This window comes from Xylanibacter ruminicola Ga6B6, from assembly GCF_000687715.1.
GTDB classification, from domain to species: Bacteria; Bacteroidota; Bacteroidia; order Bacteroidales; family Bacteroidaceae; genus Prevotella; species Prevotella ruminicola_B.
Window position 1 is genome coordinate 24,155 of the sequence record NZ_JHXD01000022.1, and the last position, 19,910, is coordinate 44,064.

16 protein-coding genes and 1 pseudogene are annotated in these 19,910 nt (G+C 50.1%); 7 read left to right on the forward strand and 10 right to left on the reverse strand.

What is annotated here, in order from left to right; translation table 11 throughout:
• The first annotated feature begins 17 nt into the window (after window positions 1–17).
• Both T500_RS0112100 and T500_RS0112105 read left to right on the forward strand, forming a co-directional pair.
• Window positions 18–1,550, forward strand: coding sequence for a cytochrome ubiquinol oxidase subunit I (locus T500_RS0112100; RefSeq protein ID WP_028908330.1), 1,533 nt, complete (start codon window positions 18–20; stop codon window positions 1,548–1,550).
• Window positions 1,547–2,695, forward strand: coding sequence for a cytochrome d ubiquinol oxidase subunit II (locus T500_RS0112105; RefSeq protein WP_028908331.1), 1,149 nt, complete (start codon window positions 1,547–1,549; stop codon window positions 2,693–2,695). Before T500_RS0112100 ends, T500_RS0112105 begins: the two co-directional genes overlap by 4 nt.
• Before the next feature lie 111 nt (window positions 2,696–2,806).
• Here the strand turns inward: T500_RS0112105 and T500_RS0112110 are convergent, their stop codons facing one another.
• The 6 genes and pseudogenes from T500_RS0112110 to T500_RS0112135 form a co-directional block, all read right to left on the reverse strand.
• Window positions 2,807–3,343: a peroxiredoxin family protein gene (locus tag T500_RS0112110; protein ID WP_230580904.1), complete on the reverse strand. Its 537-nt coding sequence runs from the start codon at window positions 3,341–3,343 to the stop codon at window positions 2,807–2,809.
• Between the two features lie 37 nt (window positions 3,344–3,380).
• The gene (locus tag T500_RS0112115) at window positions 3,381–4,910 is read right to left on the reverse strand and encodes a sodium:solute symporter family transporter (protein ID WP_028908333.1); all 1,530 of its coding nucleotides are present in this window, start codon (window positions 4,908–4,910) and stop codon (window positions 3,381–3,383) included.
• 44 nt (window positions 4,911–4,954) lie between these two features.
• Entirely contained in the window at window positions 4,955–6,043 is a 1,089-nt protein-coding gene (locus tag T500_RS0112120) for a porin (protein ID WP_155267537.1), read from the reverse strand.
• A gap of 377 nt (window positions 6,044–6,420) precedes the next feature.
• On the reverse strand, window positions 6,421–7,641 hold the full coding sequence (locus tag T500_RS0112125) for a DUF4374 domain-containing protein (protein WP_028908335.1): 1,221 nt from the start codon (window positions 7,639–7,641) through the stop codon (window positions 6,421–6,423).
• Between the two features lie 13 nt (window positions 7,642–7,654).
• Window positions 7,655–9,751 (reverse strand): TonB-dependent receptor, encoded by a 2,097-nt coding sequence (locus T500_RS0112130; RefSeq protein WP_230580905.1) that lies wholly within the window; start codon window positions 9,749–9,751, stop codon window positions 7,655–7,657.
• Window positions 9,752–9,951: 200 nt separating this feature from the next.
• A pseudogene (locus T500_RS0112135) lies at window positions 9,952–11,205 on the reverse strand (glycosyl hydrolase family 8); the annotation flags it as partial.
• A 196-nt stretch (window positions 11,206–11,401) separates the two neighbouring features.
• Here T500_RS0112135 and T500_RS0112140 point away from each other — a divergent pair.
• On the forward strand, window positions 11,402–13,516 hold the full coding sequence (locus tag T500_RS0112140; RefSeq protein ID WP_028908338.1) for a DNA topoisomerase 3: 2,115 nt from the start codon (window positions 11,402–11,404) through the stop codon (window positions 13,514–13,516).
• Window positions 13,517–13,562: 46 nt separating this feature from the next.
• A complete protein-coding gene (locus T500_RS15955; RefSeq protein ID WP_036909054.1) occupies window positions 13,563–15,596 on the forward strand; it encodes an OmpA family protein in 2,034 nt (677 codons plus the stop codon).
• Here the strand turns inward: T500_RS15955 and T500_RS16715 are convergent.
• From T500_RS16715 to T500_RS16520, 4 genes are read right to left on the reverse strand one after another with little or no spacing between them, the layout of a single operon-like run.
• Complete coding sequence (locus T500_RS16715; RefSeq protein ID WP_196243516.1) at window positions 15,508–15,891, reverse strand: DUF5056 domain-containing protein; 384 nt, start codon at window positions 15,889–15,891, stop codon at window positions 15,508–15,510. The genes T500_RS15955 and T500_RS16715 overlap by 89 nt on opposite strands.
• A complete protein-coding gene (locus tag T500_RS0112150) occupies window positions 15,881–16,423 on the reverse strand; it encodes an RNA polymerase sigma factor (RefSeq protein ID WP_028908339.1) in 543 nt (180 codons plus the stop codon). The genes T500_RS16715 and T500_RS0112150 overlap by 11 nt, the downstream gene beginning before the upstream one ends.
• 14 nt (window positions 16,424–16,437) lie before the next feature.
• Window positions 16,438–16,635, reverse strand: a complete 198-nt coding sequence (locus T500_RS0112155) for a PspC domain-containing protein (protein WP_074762322.1) — start codon at window positions 16,633–16,635, stop codon at window positions 16,438–16,440.
• Window positions 16,628–17,317 carry a DUF6249 domain-containing protein gene (locus T500_RS16520; RefSeq protein ID WP_155267538.1) on the reverse strand — a complete coding sequence of 230 codons (690 nt, stop codon included), beginning with the start codon at window positions 17,315–17,317 and terminating at the stop codon, window positions 16,628–16,630. The genes T500_RS0112155 and T500_RS16520 overlap by 8 nt, the downstream gene beginning before the upstream one ends.
• Before the next feature lie 113 nt (window positions 17,318–17,430).
• On the opposite strand from T500_RS16520, the gene T500_RS0112165 reads away from it, so the two are divergent.
• Genes T500_RS0112165 through T500_RS0112175 form a run of 3 tightly spaced genes read left to right on the forward strand, consistent with a single transcriptional unit; the run spans window position 17,431 to window position 19,909 of the window.
• Window positions 17,431–18,609 carry a methyltransferase RsmF C-terminal domain-like protein gene (locus T500_RS0112165; RefSeq protein ID WP_036909056.1) on the forward strand — a complete coding sequence of 393 codons (1,179 nt, stop codon included), beginning with the start codon at window positions 17,431–17,433 and terminating at the stop codon, window positions 18,607–18,609.
• 23 nt (window positions 18,610–18,632) lie between these two features.
• Window positions 18,633–19,427 (forward strand): thymidylate synthase, encoded by a 795-nt coding sequence (locus tag T500_RS0112170; RefSeq protein WP_028908342.1) that lies wholly within the window; start codon window positions 18,633–18,635, stop codon window positions 19,425–19,427.
• Window positions 19,424–19,909: a dihydrofolate reductase gene (locus tag T500_RS0112175; RefSeq protein ID WP_028908343.1), complete on the forward strand. Its 486-nt coding sequence runs from the start codon at window positions 19,424–19,426 to the stop codon at window positions 19,907–19,909. The genes T500_RS0112170 and T500_RS0112175 overlap by 4 nt, the downstream gene beginning before the upstream one ends.
• Window position 19,910 lies beyond the last annotated feature (1 nt).

A 19,910-nucleotide genomic window follows, 5' to 3' on the forward strand; every position in this document is an offset into this window, starting at 1 on the left:
TATTAAACATTATAATTATGCTACAAAACCTATTACTAAACATTGATGCCGGAACGATCGACTGGTCGAGAGCACAATTTGCGCTGACGGCAATCTACCACTGGCTCTTCGTGCCTCTGACGCTGGGTTTGGCAGTTATCATGGGGATTGTTGAGACCAAGTATTACCAAACAAAAGATGAGTTCTGGAAAGAAGCAGCCAAGTTCTGGCAGAAGCTTTTCGGCATTAACTTCGCCATGGGTGTGGCTACGGGTATCATTCTCGAGTTTGAGTTTGGTACCAACTGGAGTAACTACTCATGGTTTGTAGGCGACATTTTTGGTGCCCCGCTGGCCGTAGAAGGTATTGTGGCTTTCTTTATGGAGAGCACCTTTGTTGCCGTGATGTACTTTGGATGGAAAAAGGTTTCGCCAGGCTTCCACTTGGCATCAACGTGGCTTACAGGCTTAGGAGCCACGATATCGGCCTGGTGGATTCTGGTGGCCAACGCCTGGATGCAGTATCCTGTGGGTTGCGAGTTCAACCCCGACACCATGCGTAACGAGATGGTATCATTTGCCGAAGTGGCCCTCTCGCCCTTCGCTATCTCTAAGTTCTGCCACACCGTTACCTCATCGTGGATTATCGGCGGTATCTTCTGCGTAGGCGTTTGCTGCTGGTATCTGATGAAGAAACGTCACACCCGATTGGCCGTAGAGAGTATGAAGATTGGTGCTGGCGTAGGTCTGGTGGCTGCCCTGTTGGCAGGCGCTACCGGTCATAAGTCGGGTATGGATGTGGCCGAGGTTCAACCCATGAAGCTGGCTGCTATGGAGGCGCTTTACGATGGCGGAACCGAACAAGGTTTGAAGCTTATCGAGGGTATCGAGGTGCCTTACGGACTGAGTATCATGGCCACCAACGACCCCAAGGGCTATGTGCCAGGTATTAACGACTTGCTGAACGGCTATACCACACCCGATGGCAAGACAGAGCCAAGTGCCGACGAGAAGATTGCACGAGGCAAGAAGGCCATCGAGGCACTTGCTGCCTATCGTAAGGCCAAAGCCGATGGTGCTGACGAAGCCACCATTGCCCAATACCTGACAACCATCAACGAGAACATGAAGTACTTTGGTTATGGCTATGTAAAGGATAAGGCCGACTTGGTACCACCTGTTCTGGTAAACTTCTGGGCATTCAGAGTGATGGTAGGTGTGGGTTGCTTGTTCATTCTGTTCTTTGCTGTTATCCTGGCTGTAACCTACAAGTTCCCCAAGGCGCTGTTCAAGAAGTACGACATTACCACCCTACCCGCCTGGCATTATTGGGTAGCCATCCTGCTCATCCCGCTGGCCTATATCGGTTCAGAATGCGGCTGGTTGGTAGCCGAATTCGGACGCCAGCCTTGGACCATCCAGGACATGCTGCCCACATGGGCATCGGTGAGCGATCTGCAGTCACAGAGCGTTATCATTACGTTCTTCCTGTTCCTCGTACTCTTCACCACCATGCTGGCGGTTGAGATAAATATTTTACTTAAACAAATTAAGAAAGGGCCAGAGTTATGACATACGATTTCTTACAACATTATTGGTGTTTTATCGTTTCGCTGTTAGGAGCGATACTGGTATTTTTGCTTTTTGTTCAGGGAGCCAATTCTGTAGCCCGTTCGTTAGGCTATACCGAAGAGGGACGCCGACTGGTGTATAACTCTACTGGTCGCAAGTGGGAGTTCACGTTTACCACACTTGTTACCTTTGGGGGTGCATTCTTTGCTTCGTTCCCTCTATTCTACTCTACCAGCTTTGGCGGCGCCTATTGGTTGTGGATGATTATCCTGTTTACATTTGTGCTGCAAGCCGTTAGTTACGAGTTTCAGAATAAGATCGGTAATTTCCTGGGTCCCAAGACGTTCCAATTCTTCCTTACACTAAATGGTATCGTTGGTCCGCTGTTGTTGGGGGGTGCTGTAGCCACTTTCTTCGAGGGTTCCAACTTTATCATCGCCAAGGACAATCTGGTTGATGCTGGTGCCATCACACCTATCATCAGTCGTTGGGCCAACGCCTCGCACGGACTGGATGCCCTGCTAAATCCCTGGGTACTGGTTCTGGGCTTTGCTGTGGTGTTCTTAGCACGTGTTTTAGGTATACTCTACGTCATGAACAACGTTGCCGACGAGGATATCCGTTCGCGTGGCAGCGTGCGATTGGTGGGTGCAGCCGTACCTTTCCTGCTGCTGTTTGTAGCCTATTTGGTACATGTACTGCTGAAGGACGGCTTTGCCTATAACGACGAGGGTGTTATCTACATGGAGCCCTACAAGTATCTGAACAATTTCCTGGAGATGTGGTACCTGTTGGTATTATTATTAATAGGTGTAGTATTGGTGCTGTTTGGTATTGGTAAGACCATCTTCAGTAAGGGGTATAATGGTGGCATCTGGCCTGCAGGCATAGGTACTGTGCTAACCGTTCTGGCACTCTTGCTCAGCTGTGCCTGGAACCATACCGCTTACTATCCTTCGACAGCCGACTTGCAGAGTTCGCTCACCTTGGCTAACTCCTGCTCAAGCGAGTTCACCTTGCGCACCATGTTCTATGTATCGCTGTTAGTACCATTTGTACTGGCTTACATCATCTACGCCTGGCGCGCTATCGACAAGAAAAAAATCACCAAGGAAGAACTCCAAGGTGACGACCACGCTTACTAATTATTAGGCACGGATTACACGGCTCTTTTATAAAGAAACACGGCTTTAGCATTGTAACTAAGGCCGTGTTTTAAATTTATTTAAGCCGTGTAAATCCGTGCCTAAAAAAAACTACTTGAACAACTCATCAAGGAAGGTGTAGAAGGCAGGATCCTCGCCTACTACCGTTCTTACGAGTTTTCCCTCTGGATCGATGATAACCTTTGTGGGGAAGCCCTCGATGCTATACTGTGCTGCGATTGTCTGCAGCTGCTCATCAGGACAACGCACCTGCAACCAAGGCAACTGGTGCTCGTCGACGGCAGCCCTCCACTTTTCCTCAGTATCACGGCAGTCAACACCTAATATTTCCATTTTGTCCTTGTACTTGGTGTAAGCCGTCTTCATTTGTGGGATACCACGAATGCACCAAACGCACCATGAACCCCAGAAATCGAGTACTACATATTTGCCACGCAGCGACGACAGTTTGGTAGTCGACCCCTGCAGATTAGGCAGTTCAAAATCGGGTGCCAGCTCGCCATCCACAGCCACCTCGGTAGCCTCTGCAGCAGGGGCAGCAGCAGCCTTTGGTTTGTTGGCACACGAGGCAGCCATCAATGTGATGGCCACCCCCAGTAAAGTAACGGTTAAAACGGATTTCTTCATAAAGTCTAATTTTTAATCTTAATGTTATATAAAATGTTTAATGTCTATTGTAGCACTCAAAAATAGCATCCACGCGGGCCTTCGACATCTGACGAGTAAACATACTTACCAACCAAACCACAGGGAAACCGCCTACCATGGCTATGGCACCACAGTTAATTGGGTTAATGGGGTTGCCAGCCAGCATATTGACAACGGTAAGACCAACGCCCCAAACAAAGCAAGCCCACACACTCATGGTAGTGATGCGACGTGAATACAAACCCAGCATAAATGGTGCCAGGAATGCACCAGCCAAAGCTCCCCACGAAATACCCATCAGCTGGGCAATAAACGTTGGTGGGTTAAGGGCGATGAGCAACGAGATGGCGATAAAGAACATGATGAGCACACGCATCACGATCACCTTACGACGCTCAACCTTCTCGGATACGATATCGTTAATCTCGCCATCCTCTACCTCACCTGGCAACGCTTTCTTATCACGATAAATCAAGTCGAGTGTCATGGTACTTGATGAGGTGAGTACCAACGAAGCCAAGGTTGACATCGAAGCACTCAGCACCAGTAGCACAACGAGAGCAATCAATATATCGGGCAATGTTACCAGCATTGAAGGCACAATCGAGTCGAAAGCCAACTTACCGTTAGGCAGCATAGGTGGTGTGCCAAACAGACGACCAAACCCACCTAAGAAGTAGCAGCCGCCAGCCACGATAAAGGCAAACACGGTTGAGATAACGGTACCACGCTTAATGGCACTCTCATCTGTAATCGAGTAGAACTTACCCACCATCTGGGGCAGACCCATCGTACCAAGCGACGTGAGTATAACCACACCTAACAAGCCCCAGGGATCGGGACCGAACAGCGTAGCAAAACCACCATTCATCGTTGGATCGGCATCAGATGGCATAGCAGCCAATTTATCTACAGCAGCCACCAAACCGCCTTGCACATTCAGCACAGCCACAATCACAGCCACAATACCAAACAGCATGATTATACCCTGAATAAAGTCGTTCATGGCTGTGGCCTTGTATCCACCCAAAATCACATATACAGCTGTGAGTATCGACATAATCACCACGCAATACTCGTAAGGGATACTGAATCCCATCTCGAACAAGCGCGAAATGCCGCTATATACACCAGCGGTATAGGGAATAAGGAATACAAAGGCGATGATTGATGCTGCCACACGCAAGCCCTGATCGTTAAAGCGAGTACCAAAGAAATCTGGCATGGTGCGACTCTCGATATGTTGTGTCATCAGTTTGGTACGACGACCCAAGATAAGCCAGGCCAACAGCGAACCGATGATGGCATTGCCAATACCAATCCAGGCCGACGACAAACCGTATTTCCAGCCAAACTGACCAGCATAACCAACGAATACAACAGCCGAGAAATAACTGGTTCCGAAGGCAAAGGCTGTGAGCCAAGGACCCACGGCACGACCGCCCAACACAAAACCTTCGACACTACTGGCCTGCTTGCGGGTGTAAAGTCCTACCCCAATCATCACGGCCAGAAATATAACTGTAAAAAGTATCTTGATAACCATACTTAATCTTCAATCTTTAATGTTTAATCTATAATGTTTCATGTTCAGAAGGCCACCTGCATCTGAGCCTGCACCCAGTTGTAGTCCTTACTACTGATATTCTCGCCACACAGACAACGGGTGTACTGCAGCTGCATACGGCACTTTTTGTAGAACCAGTACTGCAAACCGATGGTGAGATTAGTCTGATCCCAGCCATCCACCTTGGTGTTACGATCAAAGGTTTCGCCACTGGCTACGATATCGAGGGCATCAACCACAGGTATGCAGGTTGTAATGTAACCACCTCGGCTACCCACCTTTCCATCCTGTCCGCCTAACCACTCGGCACGTACCGATGCTGGACGCGCCTCTTTATATTTACTACCCGTATAGGCCTGTGTTTTGTACTCAGCACCTATGCTGTAGCGATTACGCTTATAATTATCACCCACCTGGATATCAGGGTTCCACTTAGCTGTACCCACAGCACAACCTGTACCCAGATAACCAGATGCTACCACGCGGAAGCCGTCAACGGGACGAAGCTCCAACTTGGCAATAAAGTCCTTCTGATTATTCAGATCCTTACGATTGATTCCCTGACCGCTCATCAGCGCCAACTCGTAGTGCAGCACGCCTTTAGCCAGGTCGCCATAAACCTCCAGTCCCATATCACGACCGTAGTTTACGCCATTCAGCGGGTCGGGTCCCTCGCCTGCCAGATACAATACCGCCTGCGAGTACACATCCACCAGCTCCAACTGCGTGGGACTCATGGGGTTCTCCATCGTGTACGAGTGTTTGAACTGTCCTAAACGCACCGTCATCTCGTTACCTTTTGACAAACGATAATCGGTGTAGAACTCTTGAACCACGCTCGAGAAGTCGTGCATAAACATAAACGACCATCTGTCGGTGATTCGGGCCTTAGCCCAAAGCAACGTACGTTTTAGGTTGTAAGCATTGGTTTTCTGCCCATTTGGATCTTGGTAACTCCATCCGCCCTGAGCATAACCATTCAGAGTAATACGACTGGTAAAATCCTTCATCCAGTCGATGTCGCTGTCTTTCTGCTGTGCGTTTGCCATGGTGCACAATCCCATTGCTGCCAGAATAGCAAGCGTTTTCAATTTGCAAGTTTTACGTTTCATTTAGTCATCTTTTTCCGATTATTTAGTTCCTTGCGGCAGCAAAAGTACTACTTTTCTTTCAATTTGCCAAAAATATTCGCAAATTTCTTATAGAATTTTATATTTATGCATGATTTCCCTTCCAGTTTGGGCACCTGGATAAATCAAAAGTGGCTCGTTTCACAACGAACCACTTTCTCAAAAAAATTACTTAAAAAACTAAATTAATCAACCATAAACCTTAACCATTAAAATCTTTTTCTGCTGCAAATATACGACAAGTTTTTGAAACAAACAAGAAAAACACCGTTAAATTTTGTTTAAAAAGTAAGATTTAACGAATTTTGGATATAAAATACCCCAAAACAGGCAGTATTTTTACCAGTTTCGTCGTCTACTCACAGTCGAAAGAAACCACCAACGAATGTAGTTGATACCTTCGCACCACGTTCAGCTTTAGCTGTAGTAACGTCGGTTCGATAGATATAAACCCCATCAGATGTGGATACTGGAAGGTATACATTATTTCCCTCGGTTAAATATGCAAAACGTCGGCCACCGTTGCCATTATGCACGGGTATGCCCTCTACATCTGTTACCGTCTGGTTCACCAGATCGATGATGCAGCACTTCAAACTCTTATCACCCCAACGGTCGTTGGCAGTCTGTGGGTTCAGGGTGCTCACCTCGGCAAACACCAGACCATTGCCTACATAAGCCACGTGGGCAGGCTTCAAACCGCCTGTAAGGGCCTCGAAGTCGAAGAAGTAATCGTCATCAAACTCAGTCTCGCCTTTGTTGATACGCAGAAAACCTGCATGTTTGGTGCTCTGCGAGTAACCGTTAGAGATAGCCGAGTTCGACATCACGTACAGGTTGTCGTTCTCGTCCTTCATCAAGCCGTTAAACGCACCCCACGAGCCGCCAGGACCCACACGGGTATCCTTCATCAGCTTTACAAACTGCATGTCAGGATAGCTGTAAACAGCCACAAAGCAGGTATCGGTATAAGCCGTCTCAAAGGTCATGCTGTTCATCGGGGTGTAGGTTACATACAGATTTTCCCCACTATACATCATACCAGTAATCGAAGGCCAGTCCAAGCGATCGATAGGATCAACGGCGGTGTTGGTATTCTTCGAGAGGATGGCGGCGGTGTTGGCATCAACGGTATAGAAAGTAAGCTGCGAACCACTCTCCTTGTTGGTGGGCAACTCCAGTCCTACCATTGTGTTGGCATCCACCTGACAGAAACCGCTCAACGAGTTATCAAACACAAACTCGCCCTGCTCCTTCAGCATACCGTCGGCACCACGCACTACGGCTGTAGCGCTGGTAAGTCCCAGACCGCCAATACAGAAGATGCTGTTACCACCTTTCTGGTAGTCGTGATAGCCGTTCTGCTCAATGCCCTTACCCACGGCATTAATGGTACCCTCCATCAGATTATCGGTACTAACCACATAGTAAGTGGTGTTACCATTCGAGGTTACGCCCAGGCTCAGAACATAGGGAGCGTTAGGTGTTTCCTGCTCGGCTGCCAGGTCGTCGTCGCACGATGTCAGAGTGCCTACAGCCAGCGCGGCCAATATAATAGCTTTACTATAGATATTCTTCATAACTTATTGAGTTTTACTTACTTAAATAATAACGGAACTTTACATTAAATGAGCGACCAGGCTTCTGCAAGCGGTAGTTGTCGTACAGCTTGGCATCAGTCAGATTATTACACTCAGCCACCACGCTGTAGCGTCCATCGCACAAGCTATAGCCTACCGATATGTTGTGACTCAGCTGCTCAGGAATCACCTTCTTGGTTGCCTTGGCACCCAGACCTGTGAACGAGAGATAGTAGTCGTGAATATACTGAATATCGTAGTTCAAGGTAAGACTATTGCCCTTGGTACCCAAGTTAAAGAACTGGTAATCGGCGTGTCCGTTCATAAAGAAGTAAGGGATGTTAGGCAGACGCTGACCGTAGGTGATGTTCTCGCTGATGCCATCGCCCACGAAGGTGTTCTGCGACTCCTGATACTTCATCTTGTCCTTGATATTCTGATAGGTGAGATTACCATTGATGTGGAAGTTGCGCTTATAGGCATAACCCAGCGAAGCCTCGATACCACGTGTCTGCACCTTGCCGATATTATCGTAGCTGGTGGTAGGATTGCTCGACATGGTTACGCCCTTCAGGATAAAGTCCTTGGTGTCGCGATAGATGTAGTTCACCTCGGCCTGCACGCGATGGGCGCCAAAGGTCTGATCGTACAGCAATCCGGCATTCAGGTTGTTACTGCTCTCAGGCTTCAGGTCGGGGTTGGCCTTCTGTACAAGTCCGTCGCCAAACATCTCAACGGCCTCGGGCATACGGTAGGCGCGCTCAAAGCTCACCTTAGCCTGCAGCGATGGCAAGATATAATAGGTAGCGGCAGCACCATAGCCGTAACGCTGCTTGCGATCGCTCAGCTTCTCCCAGCGCTGGTTCTCAGTAAACTGGTCAATCAGCTTATTGGTCGAGCTGTACAGACGGTACATCTTTCCAAACACGTTGGCATTCCAACGGTTATAGCGTATCTGGTAGCCCAGACCTGTAATATTCTTAGTAAGCTGCTGGGGCACGTTGTTCATCTCATCGTCGGGATACATCTCGTCGTTGCTCTTGCGGCGGTTGGCCGAGAACACATTATTGAGTACCAGCGAGTGGTGATCGCTGATAATGTAGCTCAGGTTGGCATTAGCCTGCCACTGGCGCTCGCTGATGGTAGCATCAGTCAGGTAAGCCTCGCCTGCGCTGGTGCTGGCCACATAGTCGCCATACCAGTTATAGCGGCGTGCCAAAGTATCCACGTTATAGGTATTCACCATGCTGTAGGTGCCGTAGAGCGAGAGCGAGAGACCTGGCAGCAGCAGGTCGTTCTTCTTATAGCGCACGCTGGGTATAAGGCTCCAGCTGCGATTCTTTACGCCACCATACACAGCATCCATAGTGGCACCAGTCTGTACGTTGCGCTTATCGGCCGAAGCAATAACACCAAACAATAGATAATCGGCCCACGATTTGCGAACCACACCTGCCTCGAGCTTCAAGCCGTACGACTGGTAGCCATCATTGAATCGTCGCACCCATTCTTCACCCTCCTGCTTGTTGGTAGAAAGGTTCACGATTGGTGCAAACACTTTATAATCGTTATCTGAATAGTTAGCAAACGCATTGGCGCGCAGCGTAAAGCCGCCCTTCGATGTGTAAACGCCATTCACAGCCGCACGATGGGTATTGAACGAACCTACCGAATAGGTAGCATCCAGATAGTTGGCATTGGTGCGCGATACGATGTTTACGGCACCACCCAGCGCGTCGCTACCCAGGTAAACGGGCAGCACACCCTTGTACACCTCGATGCGGTCGGCCATATTGGCTGAGATATTAGCCAGATTGAACGACGAGCCGAAGTTGTCCATGGGGATACCATCGATAAAGAACTTTACCTGATTACCCGAGAAACCGTTCATGGCGAAACTGTAGTTCGAACCCAGTCCGCCGTCCTCGCGTATTTTGATAGATGTAACGGTGTTGAGCACCTGATTGAGTGCCGACGCACTCTGATACTTAGTAGCCAGATCTACTACCGAGATGGCATAAGCCTGCTCGTGCATTTTGCGCGCCTTGGTCTTGCCCACAATCTGCACCTCGTGTAAATCGATAGAATCATGAAGATCAGTCTGTGCCATTGTGTGATTGCAAAAAGCAAGTCCAGCCACTGCGCACAGCATTTTTGTTGTGTTGATTTTGCGCATTTTGTATTCCTAAATTAATCTCTTTTACCCTAGTATTTTTCCTTTTTAAAGCGGGTGCAAAGGTACAACAATTCAGGAATACCCACAATACCTAAAAATAATGAAAAGCCCCACCATCGCGGCGGGGCTCATCATCACTTCTGTGGAACAATCTCTCTGTAATTTCCACTTAGGTGCATAAATGCAAACAACCTTAATAAGCCATCATAATATGCATCAAAATAACCATCTTCAAAAGGTTCGTGCTTGGCATTCCAAAGGGCATCAACAAACTCTTTGCTCTTGGCATGTTTACACATAATCGAGGCAGCGGCTACTGTACTAACCAGTCCGATGCTATGGCGCAGCTTGCGGAAACCGCCAGCCTGCAGTATCTCGTTCTCCTCGGGCAGCGAGCCATCAGGACGATACTGATCTACGAACTTATCCACGCCCTGCGAGTAGAAGAAGTTCTGGATTCTCTCGCCATACCCACGCTGCCACTCCGCATCGGCCCCGCTCCACTCGTAGTCGAGTGTAATGTTCATGGGCACACGCCACGAGTCGTAGCGGAAGTTGTTGCTACCATTACGGCGAGGTTTCTCACCTGGCTTGGGCTGAGGCATGCCTGGCCAGCGAGGCATCTGCATCTCGCTACCATCATACTGGCACATATCGGCATTCAGTCCTGTTACAGGGTGTGTGGCCTTATGCAGGAACTCACGACTCTTCTGGGCGCACTCCTTCCACAGATCGGCTCTGCCATCGTCGGCCCACCTAGCCCATACCTCGTAGAAAGCGGGAATGTGGTACGAAGGGTCGGTATAGCGGTTACCAAAACCATCAGGCGTAAAAGTGATGAGTTTGGTCTCAGGGTCGATGAGATACATCTTCTGAGGCCCCTGCTGCTGTGGACCAAAGCCTGGAAAACCACCTTTGCGTGGTTCTGGAGTATATTCCTTAGGCTGAATGCAGTTCAATATGTGCTGCGCCTCGGCCTTGTAGTTAATGCCTGTGTTATCGCCCCAACGGTTCGAGGCAAAAATCAAGGCTGTGATAAAGTACAGCTCGCCATCGCTGGCAGCACCGTCGGCATTACGTGTGCCATCGGTCTTACAGCTCCAGGCAAAATAGCCCTCGCGGTTGCCACTCTGGTGCTGCATGTACTTCTTACTCCAGCGCCACAAGCGGTCGAATATATCTTTCTCGCCAAACTGCACGGCTATCATCATACCGTACGACATACCCTCGGTACGGGCGTCGTGGTTCTTAATGTCGGATACATAACCCATCGAGTCGCCCACCTCGAAATACACCTTGTTGGGCCCACGAAACACATCGTTAAATACTTCTTTCAGTTTAGCATCCACCTGAGCAGGCTGGTAGCCCATCTCAACAAACACGTTACGGCACTTGGCATGCCCTACGGTAGTGGCGGCCATTAGGATAGCGATAATAAATAGTTTTCTCATATAAATATAATAATGTGATTAATTTCTATACTAAATGACGAAAAAACATGCGAAAAGTTTAATATCAAGTCATAAATTTGGTTTTTCGGCCGATTTACACTATCTTTGCATCCAAAATTACAAATAAAGGAATATGATTGTTTGTATAGCAGAGAAACCGAGTGTAGCTCGTGATATAGCAAGAATCTTGGGGGCCAACAGCTCGCACGATGGATATATGGAGGGCAACGGATACCAGGTAACGTGGACCTTCGGACACCTGTGCACGCTGAAGGAACCCGGCGATTATACACAAGCCTGGAAACCCTGGGCGCTTACCCAACTACCTATGATACCCCAGCGTTTTGGCATTAAGCTGATAAACGATAAGGGTATCGAGAAGCAGTTTAAGATTATCGAGGGGCTGATGCAGAAGGCCGATGGTATCGTAAACTGTGGCGACGCCGGTCAGGAGGGAGAGCTCATCCAGCGATGGGTGATGCAGAAGGCCAAGGCCACCTGCCCCGTTAAGCGTTTGTGGATTTCGTCGATGACCGACGAGGCCATCAAGGAGGGTTTTGCCAGCTTGAAGGATCAGGGCGATTACCAGCCTTTGTACCTGGCAGGCTTGAGTCGTGCCATTGGCGACTGGCTGCTGGGTATGAACGCCACCCGCCTGTACACGCTTAAGTACGGTCAGAACCGTCAGGTGCTATCCATCGGTCGTGTGCAAACACCTACCCTGGCGCTCATCGTGAACCGTCAGAAGGAGATCGAGAACTTTAAGCCCGAGCCCTACTGGGTGCTGGCCACCGTTTATCGCGATACCACTTTTACAGCTACCAAAGGTAAGTTCACCTCGCAGGAAGAAGGCGAAAAAGCCTTTGCCACCATCGAGGGCAAGCCTTTCGAGGTAACAAAGGTTGAGAAGAAAGAGGGTAAGGAGCAGCCCCCACAGCTGTACGACCTGACCTCGCTGCAGGTGGATTGTAACCGCAAGTTCGGCTATTCGGCCGAGATGACGCTCAACCTCATACAGAGTCTGTACGAGAAGAAGTACACCACCTACCCCCGTGTTGATACACAGTACCTGTCCGATGATATCTACCCCAAGTGCCCGCAAACGCTCAATGGGTTGTATCAAACTAAGTTCGACGGCGTTCAGCCTTACGCTGAGTTCATCAAGCCCATTGGCGGCAAAACGCTGAAAAAGACCAAGCGTGTGTTCGACACCTCGAAGGTGACCGACCACCATGCCATTATCCCTACAGGCGTGGTGCCACAGAACCTCACCGATCTCGAACGCAAGGTGTTCGACCTGGTAGCACGCCGCTTTATCGCTGTGTTCCTGCCCGATTGTAAGTTCTCAACCACCACCGTTCTTGGTGAGGTTAAGGGCGACGAAACAGTTGAGTTCAAGGTTACGGGTAAGGAGATACTGGATCCAGGCTGGCGTGCGATTTACGGAAAGGTGCAGAAAGAAGCAGAGGGCGACGATAAGCCACAGCAGGATGACGAAGGGCTACGGGTAGGCGAGCTTGACTCGGGGATGGAGAGGACTTTGCCAACCTTCGTTAAAGGCGAGAGTGGCGACCACAAGCCTACGCTGACTGAAAAATGGACTACCCCACCCGCTTACTATAACGAGGCTTCGCTGCTGCGTGCGATGGAAACAGCAGGTAAGTTTGTAGAAGACGAGACCCTGCGCGCTGCCATGAAGGAGAATGGTATCGGCCGCCCATCTAGTCGTGCCGGCATTATCGAGACGCTCTTCAAGCGCCACTATATCAAACGCGAACGCAAACGCCTGATTGCCACCCCGACAGGTATCGAACTGATCGACCTGATTCGCGAGGAACTGCTGAAGAGTTGCGAACTCACAGGTATCTGGGAGAAGAAGCTGCGCGACATTGAGCACCAGAAGTACGATGCCCAGCAGTTTATCGAGGAACTGAAACAGCAGGTTACTGAAATCGTCAACGAAGTGATGACTGATAGCACCAACCGTCGCGTAACCGTACTGTCGGATGCCGACCTGAAGAAGGTGAAATCGCCCAAGGCCGAAACGGCACCCAAGCCCAAGGCCACACGCAAGGCTAAAGCAGCCAAGCAACAGGAGGCAGCCCCCCAAGCCCAGGCTGGCAGCGTGAAAGAGGGCGATGTTTGTCCTGTATGCGGTCAGGGTCACATCATCAAAGGCAAAACAGCCTATGGTTGCTCCCGCTGGAAAGAAGGTTGTACTTTCAGAGCGCCACTTGGCGATAAATGATAAAAGGCAGGCAATAAAACGCCTGCTTTTTCGTTTATATGATAGTATGAGAAATTTCGTTGCTTATATATATATAATAATGTGTACCCTGCTGCTTGGTGGCTGTGGGGCCGATCAGGCTGTGAAAAAGGGCGATAAGTTCTGGGCTGTGGGCGAATATTACGATGCCGCTGCCCAGTATCGCAAGGCCTATGCCCAAACACCCAACAAGGAGCGCACCACCCGTGGCGAACGGGCCATGAAACTAGCCGAGTGCTACCGTCGCCTGAACCAGACCAACAAGGCCATCACCGCCTATAAGAATGTGGTACGCTACAAGAAAGACGACTCGCTCACCCATCTGTATCTGGGTCAGCTGTATATGCGCAACGGCAATTATAAAGAGGCCGCCAAGGCTTTTGCTGTGGCAAGCGATAGCTTAAAAAATGATAGCTTGCATCTAAAACTCGCGAAGGTTGGTTTGGAATCGGCCCAGAAGGCTCCTGGGTGGAAAAAAGAGGGCTCGGCCTATACCGTTAAACGCATGGATTTGTTTAACTCGCGACGCGACGACTACGCCCCCATGCTGGCGGGCGATGCCGACGACCAACTTTACTTCACCTCCACCCGCAATCAGGCGCAGGGCGACGAGCTCAATGCCATTACAGGCACCAAGAGTGCCGACATCTTCTATGCCCAGAAGGATGAGAAGGGCAAATGGGGCAAGCCACAGGTCATCGCCTCAGAGCTTAACTCGGCCTTCGACGAGGGTGCCTGCTGCTTCTCGCCCGATGGCAAGACCATGTACCTGACCCAGTGCCAAACCGACCCCACCTACCCACGTTACGCCCGCATCATGGTGTCGAAACGTAGCGATGCCGCCTGGAGCAAACCTCAAGAGCTCATCATCTCCAACGATACCACCTGCAGTTTCGCCCACCCCGCTGTGAGTCCCGATGGACAATGGCTGTATTTCGTCAGCGATATGAGTGGCGGCATGGGCGGTCTTGATATCTGGCGATGCCGACTGCTGAGTGCTACCGAGGCAGGTGTGATGGAGAATCTGGGTGCGCCCATTAACACCCCTGGCGACGAGATGTTTCCCACCTTCCGTCCCAATGGCGATTTTTATTTTTCTTCCTCCGGTCACCCCGGCCTCGGAGGCTTAGATGTTTATTTTACGACCGACGGTCGTAAAATAAACCATCCAGGCTATCCCCTCAACTCGCAGGCCGACGATTTCGGCATGACCTTCGAGGGCAAGCTTAACCAGGGTTTCTTCTGTTCCAATCGTGGCGACCTGCGTGGGTTCGACCACATCTACAGCTTCTATAATCCTGAGATTGTACAAACCATCAAGGGTTGGGTGTACGAGCAGGATGGCTACGAACTGCCCGCTGCCCAGGTGTATATGGTGGGCAACGATGGCACCAACCTCAAGCTCAGCGTGCGTAGCGACGGCTCGTTTGTGCAGGAGATCAAGCCCGATGTAGATTACGTGCTGCTGGGCACCTGCAAGGGCTACCTGAACCACCAGGAGCAGATACGCGTGCAGCCTGCAAAAGCCTCGCACGAGTATGTACTGCAGTTCCCCCTGGCCAACATCTCAGCCCCTGTGCTCATCGAGAATATTTTCTATGATTTCAACAAGGCCACGCTGCGCCCAGAATCAAAAACGGCGCTCGACCAGTTGGTGGTGCTGCTCAATCAGAATCCCAACGTTACCATCGAGCTGTCGGCCCATACCGATTGTCGTGGTTCCGATGCCTACAACCAGCGCCTGTCGCAGCAGCGCGCCGAGAGCGTGGTGGCCTATCTCATTGCCCATGGTATCGCTGCCGACCGCCTGACACCAAAGGGTTATGGCGAGAGCATGCCTAAGCGTATCAAAGCCCGTGTGGCCGAAAAATATCTGTTCCTCAAGGAGGGCGACGTACTCACCGAAGAGATGATTAACGCGCTCCCTGAGGAACTGCACGAACAATGCCATCAGATGAACCGACGCACCGAGTTTAAAGTGTTGCGGACAACTTACGGAATGTTTGATAAGGCAGGAAAACTAATACAAAGCCCAGCAGCAGTACCACCGTCCAAGGATTAATCTCAATCTCGGTTGTAGGTGCTGTCAGCATAAACACCTCGATGGTGTTTATCAGCATGTGCTTGCCACCGGTCATCATGCCTTCTATCATATCCCAGCCGCTTATCAGCCAGAATATCAGTATGGCTATCACCACACAGAACATCGTCCAGAGTCGTGTATAGCAACGCACGCGGCTCTCTTTTACCTCAGGCAGGTTCATCATCACCCGCTCGGTAAACCCGTTGTCCTCAATCTGCTGCTGTGCAGCCTGCTCAAACAACTGCTTCAGTAAAATATCATTCTTATCCTCCATATCCATTCTCTCTTAAATAGTTAGCCATTTTATCCTTCCCTCGTTTCAGATGCGATTTAACAGTATTTTCGGCAATGCCGGTTATCTTGCTGATTTCGTCGATGGGATAGCCATCAATCAGCTGCAAGGTAATGCATGTGCGTTCGTCGGGTTTCAGTAGCGCCATCGCGGCGTGTATGTCCATCTTCATGTTCGAGTCGCCAGTCGATGCTGTCTGTCGCATAGCGGCTGTCGAGTCCTCGATATCATCCGTCTGGTGTTTCGAGCGCACCTGATCGTAGAACACGTTGTAGGCAATACGCATCAGCCAGGTCGAGAAACTGCTCATGCCACGAAACTTGGTAATGTTCACATAAGCCTTGATAAAGGTCTCCTGTGCCAAGTCGTCGCTCAGCTGCTCATCGCCCAGCGTCTGGTTCAAGAAGAACCTGCGCACAGGCGACTGGTACTTCCTCACAAGCTGGTCGAAGGCCTGCTTGTTGTGGAACACCGCCACCTGTGTCACTAATGCTATGTCGCCGATGCTTGCCATCTAATTGTCAATTATCAATTTTGAAGATAGTTCTTCTCAGGCATTACCAGCCAAAGTACAAAGTAGAATATCAGTCCGCTAAAAGCGGTAAAGAGTGTCAGGAATGCGTAAGCCAAACGTACCATTGTTGGGTCGAAATCGAAGTACTCAGCCAATCCGCCGCATACGCCAGCAAACACTCTATCGTTCGATCTCATCAGTCGCTTATTCATAATTCTGTATATTATTGTTGTTATTAAATGTCTGATTATTATCGCGGTTGTTACGGTCCTGTCGGGCTATATACCACTTACCCAGTCCGATAAAGAATACCAGTGCGCCGATACCAAATCCTACTTCACCAGCTACGATACCCAGGAAGATGGCCAGTCCCACGCCTGTAAACATCTGTCGGATACCAGCGTTATAGCTTGTGCTGTCCCAGTCGTCGTTCTTACTGTCCTTCAGCAGCGCATCGGGTATAGGCTGTCCGTTCTTGATAGCCATTTCGGCCAGACGGTACTTCTCTTTGCGGTTGCGATTGATAAAGTAGAACACCAGCAGTACCAGGATAACGGGCAACAGGAATCCTACACATACGATAGCCAGGATAGGAATCAGCATGCCCATAAAGGCAGCGCCGCCCATGTCTCCAAAAATTCCACTAACCACGCGCTCAGCGTCTTCACCCTCGTAAACCACGTGGCGGCGGTAGCCGTTGTAGTTGTCGTCGTCGTCAGCGTTGGCGTTGTTAGTAGCAGTAGTGTCCGAGAATGCCTCGATGGCATCTTGGTTGTGCTTTACTGTATCGCTCACCTGCTCAGTGCGAGGGGTGTGGCGATGCTTTTGTGCTGTTGCATTAGCGTTTGTGCTAAGTGCGAGCACCATGGCAATTGCGATTAAATACTGTTTCATATCTCCTTTGTTTTTAAATTCTACATCTGTTTGACGTTTCAAAATTAAATTTAGTTGCAAAGATAGTGATTTTTCTCAGATTTTTTTTAATTTTGCCACAAATTTCCAATATAATGGTTCAATTACCAGCAGATTTCGTAGCAGAAACACGCCGTATCATGGGCGATGAGAGATATAATCGCTTTGTAGGAGCTTTCGACGAGGAAGCGCCAACTTCTATTCGTGTGAACCCTTCCAAAGTATCTCTTGCCAACGGCGAGAGAGTGCCTTGGTGCAGCGAGGGATATTATCTGGCCGATCGCCCTCAGTTCACCTTCGATCCCCTACTCCATGCCGGCTGCTACTACGTACAAGAGGCCTCCTCTATGTTCGTAACCCACATTTTGCAGCAGTCTGGCGATTGCCCGCAAAGTGCATTAGACATGTGCGCTGCCCCTGGCGGAAAATCTACTGCCCTGCGTAGTGTGCTGCCCCCCGATTGTGTGCTCATCAGCAACGAGCCCATGGGCAATCGCGCCCAGATTCTGCTTGAGAACGTTACCAAATGGGGCGCACCTAACCACATCGTTACCAACAATTACCCTCGCGACTTCCGTAAATCGAAGCTCAAGTTCGATTTCATCCTGTGCGATGTGCCCTGCTCGGGCGAAGGCATGTTCCGTAAGGATCCCAACGCCATCAGCGAGTGGAGTGCGCAGAATGTGGAGAAATGCTGGCAACTGCAGCGCGAGATTGTGGCCGATGCCTGGGAGTGCTTAAATCCTGGCGGATTGCTTATATATAGTACGTGTACATATAATACTAAGGAGAACGAGGAGAATATCCGTTGGATACTGGATACCTACGATGCCCAGGTGCTAGATATCCCAGTAGATCCATCATGGAATATCACAGGTTCGCTGCTCCAGGGTTTTAATGAGCCCGTTTATCGTTTCATCCCTGGCATCACCCGTGGCGAAGGCCTGTTTGTCTGCGCCCTGCGCAAGGCTGGTTCTTTAGAGCCCAAGCCTTTCAATGCCAAAAAGTTGGCGTTAAAAGTTCTTGATGCCGAATTCGAAAAGAGCGATGTGTGCGTAGATGTCGATTTCGCTACAGCCCTTAAGTACCTGCGTGGCGAGGCCCTTGTGCTGCCGCCTGATACCCCTCGCGGCATCGTCACCGTCACCTATCAGGGGCAACCGCTCGGACCTGCCAAAAACATCGGCAACCGTGCCAACAACCTCTACCCCAAGCCCTGGCGCATCAAGAGCACCCACCTGCCCTCCGCCGCCCCCAATATTTTACATTTTTGAATTTTTAAATTTTTACATTATAAATGAAGCAGTATTTAGACATCCTGAACCGCATCCTGACCGAGGGCACCCAGAAGGGCGACCGTACCGGTACAGGCACCATCAGCATCTTTGGTACCCAGAGTCGCTATAATCTCGACGATGGTTTCCCCTTGCTCACCACCAAGAAGCTCCACCTTAAGAGTATCATCTACGAGTTGTTGTGGTTCCTCAAGGGCGACACCAACGTAAAATACCTGCAGGACCATGGTGTTCGCATCTGGAACGAGTGGGCCGACGAGAATGGCGAGCTTGGTCCCGTTTATGGTCACCAGTGGCGTTCGTGGCCCGATTATAATGGTGGCACCATCGACCAGATACAGTATGTGCTCGACCAGTTGAAGAACAATCCCAACTCACGTCGAATGATTGTGTCGGCATGGAATGTGGCCGAGGTCAACAAGATGGCCCTGCCCCCTTGTCACACCATCTTCCAGTTCTATGTGGCCGACGATCGTCTGTCGCTGCAGCTCTATCAGCGTTCGGCCGACACCTTCCTTGGCGTACCTTTTAATATTGCCAGCTATGCTCTGCTGCTGCAGATGATGGCACAGGTAACAGGCTTTAAGGCAGGCGACTTTATTCATACCACGGGCGATACCCATCTGTATCTCAACCACATCGAGCAGGCCAAGCTGCAGCTCACCCGCGAGCCTCGCACCCTGCCCCGTATGATTATCAACCCCGATGTTAAGAGTCTGTTCGACTTTACGTTCGAGGACTTTCAGTTAGAGGGTTACGATCCCCACCCCCACATCAAAGCCGAAGTATCAGTATGATTAATATTATTGCAGCGGTGGCTCAGGATAGAGCCATCGGATTTCAGAACAAGTTAATATATTGGTTGCCCAACGATCTGAAACGTTTCAAGGCGCTCACTACCGGGCACACCATTATCATGGGTCGCAACACCTTCCTGTCGCTACCCAAGGGCGCCCTGCCCAATCGTCGTAACATCGTGCTCAGCCGTAGTGTGAGTGCTTTTCCTGGTTGCGATGTGTATCCATCGTTAGACGAGGCCCTGGCCCATTGCGCCCCCGACGAGGATGTGTATATCATCGGTGGTGCCAGCGTTTACCAGCAGGCCCTGCCTTTGGCCGATCGCCTCTGCTTGACAGAAATCGACGACACCCCAAAGGAGGCCGACACCTTCTTCCCTCCCTACAAAGATGAGTGGAAAGAGGCCACCCGCGAATCACACGACGTCGACGATCGCCACGCCCAGCGCTACGCCTTCGTCGATTATATTAGAAAAAGTTGAT

What these genes read in the sequence shown, in the direction of transcription:
- T500_RS0112125 (WP_028908335.1), bottom strand. Translation starts at nt 7,641, where the DNA reads ATGAAGAATATCTATAGTAAAGCTATTATATTGGCCGCGCTGGCTGTA.
- T500_RS0112120 (WP_155267537.1), bottom strand. Translation starts at nt 6,043, where the DNA reads ATGAAACGTAAAACTTGCAAATTGAAAACGCTTGCTATTCTGGCAGCA.
- T500_RS16715 (WP_196243516.1), bottom strand. Translation starts at nt 15,891, where the DNA reads ATGGAGGATAAGAATGATATTTTACTGAAGCAGTTGTTTGAGCAGGCT.
- T500_RS0112130 (WP_230580905.1), bottom strand. Translation starts at nt 9,751, where the DNA reads ATGGCACAGACTGATCTTCATGATTCTATCGATTTACACGAGGTGCAG.
- T500_RS0112100 (WP_028908330.1), top strand. Translation starts at nt 18, where the DNA reads ATGCTACAAAACCTATTACTAAACATTGATGCCGGAACGATCGACTGG.
- T500_RS0112105 (WP_028908331.1), top strand. Translation starts at nt 1,547, where the DNA reads ATGACATACGATTTCTTACAACATTATTGGTGTTTTATCGTTTCGCTG.
- T500_RS0112110 (WP_230580904.1), bottom strand. Translation starts at nt 3,343, where the DNA reads ATGAAGAAATCCGTTTTAACCGTTACTTTACTGGGGGTGGCCATCACA.
- T500_RS0112155 (WP_074762322.1), bottom strand. Translation starts at nt 16,635, where the DNA reads ATGAATAAGCGACTGATGAGATCGAACGATAGAGTGTTTGCTGGCGTA.
- T500_RS0112165 (WP_036909056.1), top strand. Translation starts at nt 17,431, where the DNA reads ATGGTTCAATTACCAGCAGATTTCGTAGCAGAAACACGCCGTATCATG.
- T500_RS15955 (WP_036909054.1), top strand. Translation starts at nt 13,563, where the DNA reads ATGAGAAATTTCGTTGCTTATATATATATAATAATGTGTACCCTGCTG.
- T500_RS16520 (WP_155267538.1), bottom strand. Translation starts at nt 17,317, where the DNA reads ATGAAACAGTATTTAATCGCAATTGCCATGGTGCTCGCACTTAGCACA.
- T500_RS0112115 (WP_028908333.1), bottom strand. Translation starts at nt 4,910, where the DNA reads ATGGTTATCAAGATACTTTTTACAGTTATATTTCTGGCCGTGATGATT.
- T500_RS0112175 (WP_028908343.1), top strand. Translation starts at nt 19,424, where the DNA reads ATGATTAATATTATTGCAGCGGTGGCTCAGGATAGAGCCATCGGATTT.
- T500_RS0112140 (WP_028908338.1), top strand. Translation starts at nt 11,402, where the DNA reads ATGATTGTTTGTATAGCAGAGAAACCGAGTGTAGCTCGTGATATAGCA.
- T500_RS0112170 (WP_028908342.1), top strand. Translation starts at nt 18,633, where the DNA reads ATGAAGCAGTATTTAGACATCCTGAACCGCATCCTGACCGAGGGCACC.
- T500_RS0112150 (WP_028908339.1), bottom strand. Translation starts at nt 16,423, where the DNA reads ATGGCAAGCATCGGCGACATAGCATTAGTGACACAGGTGGCGGTGTTC.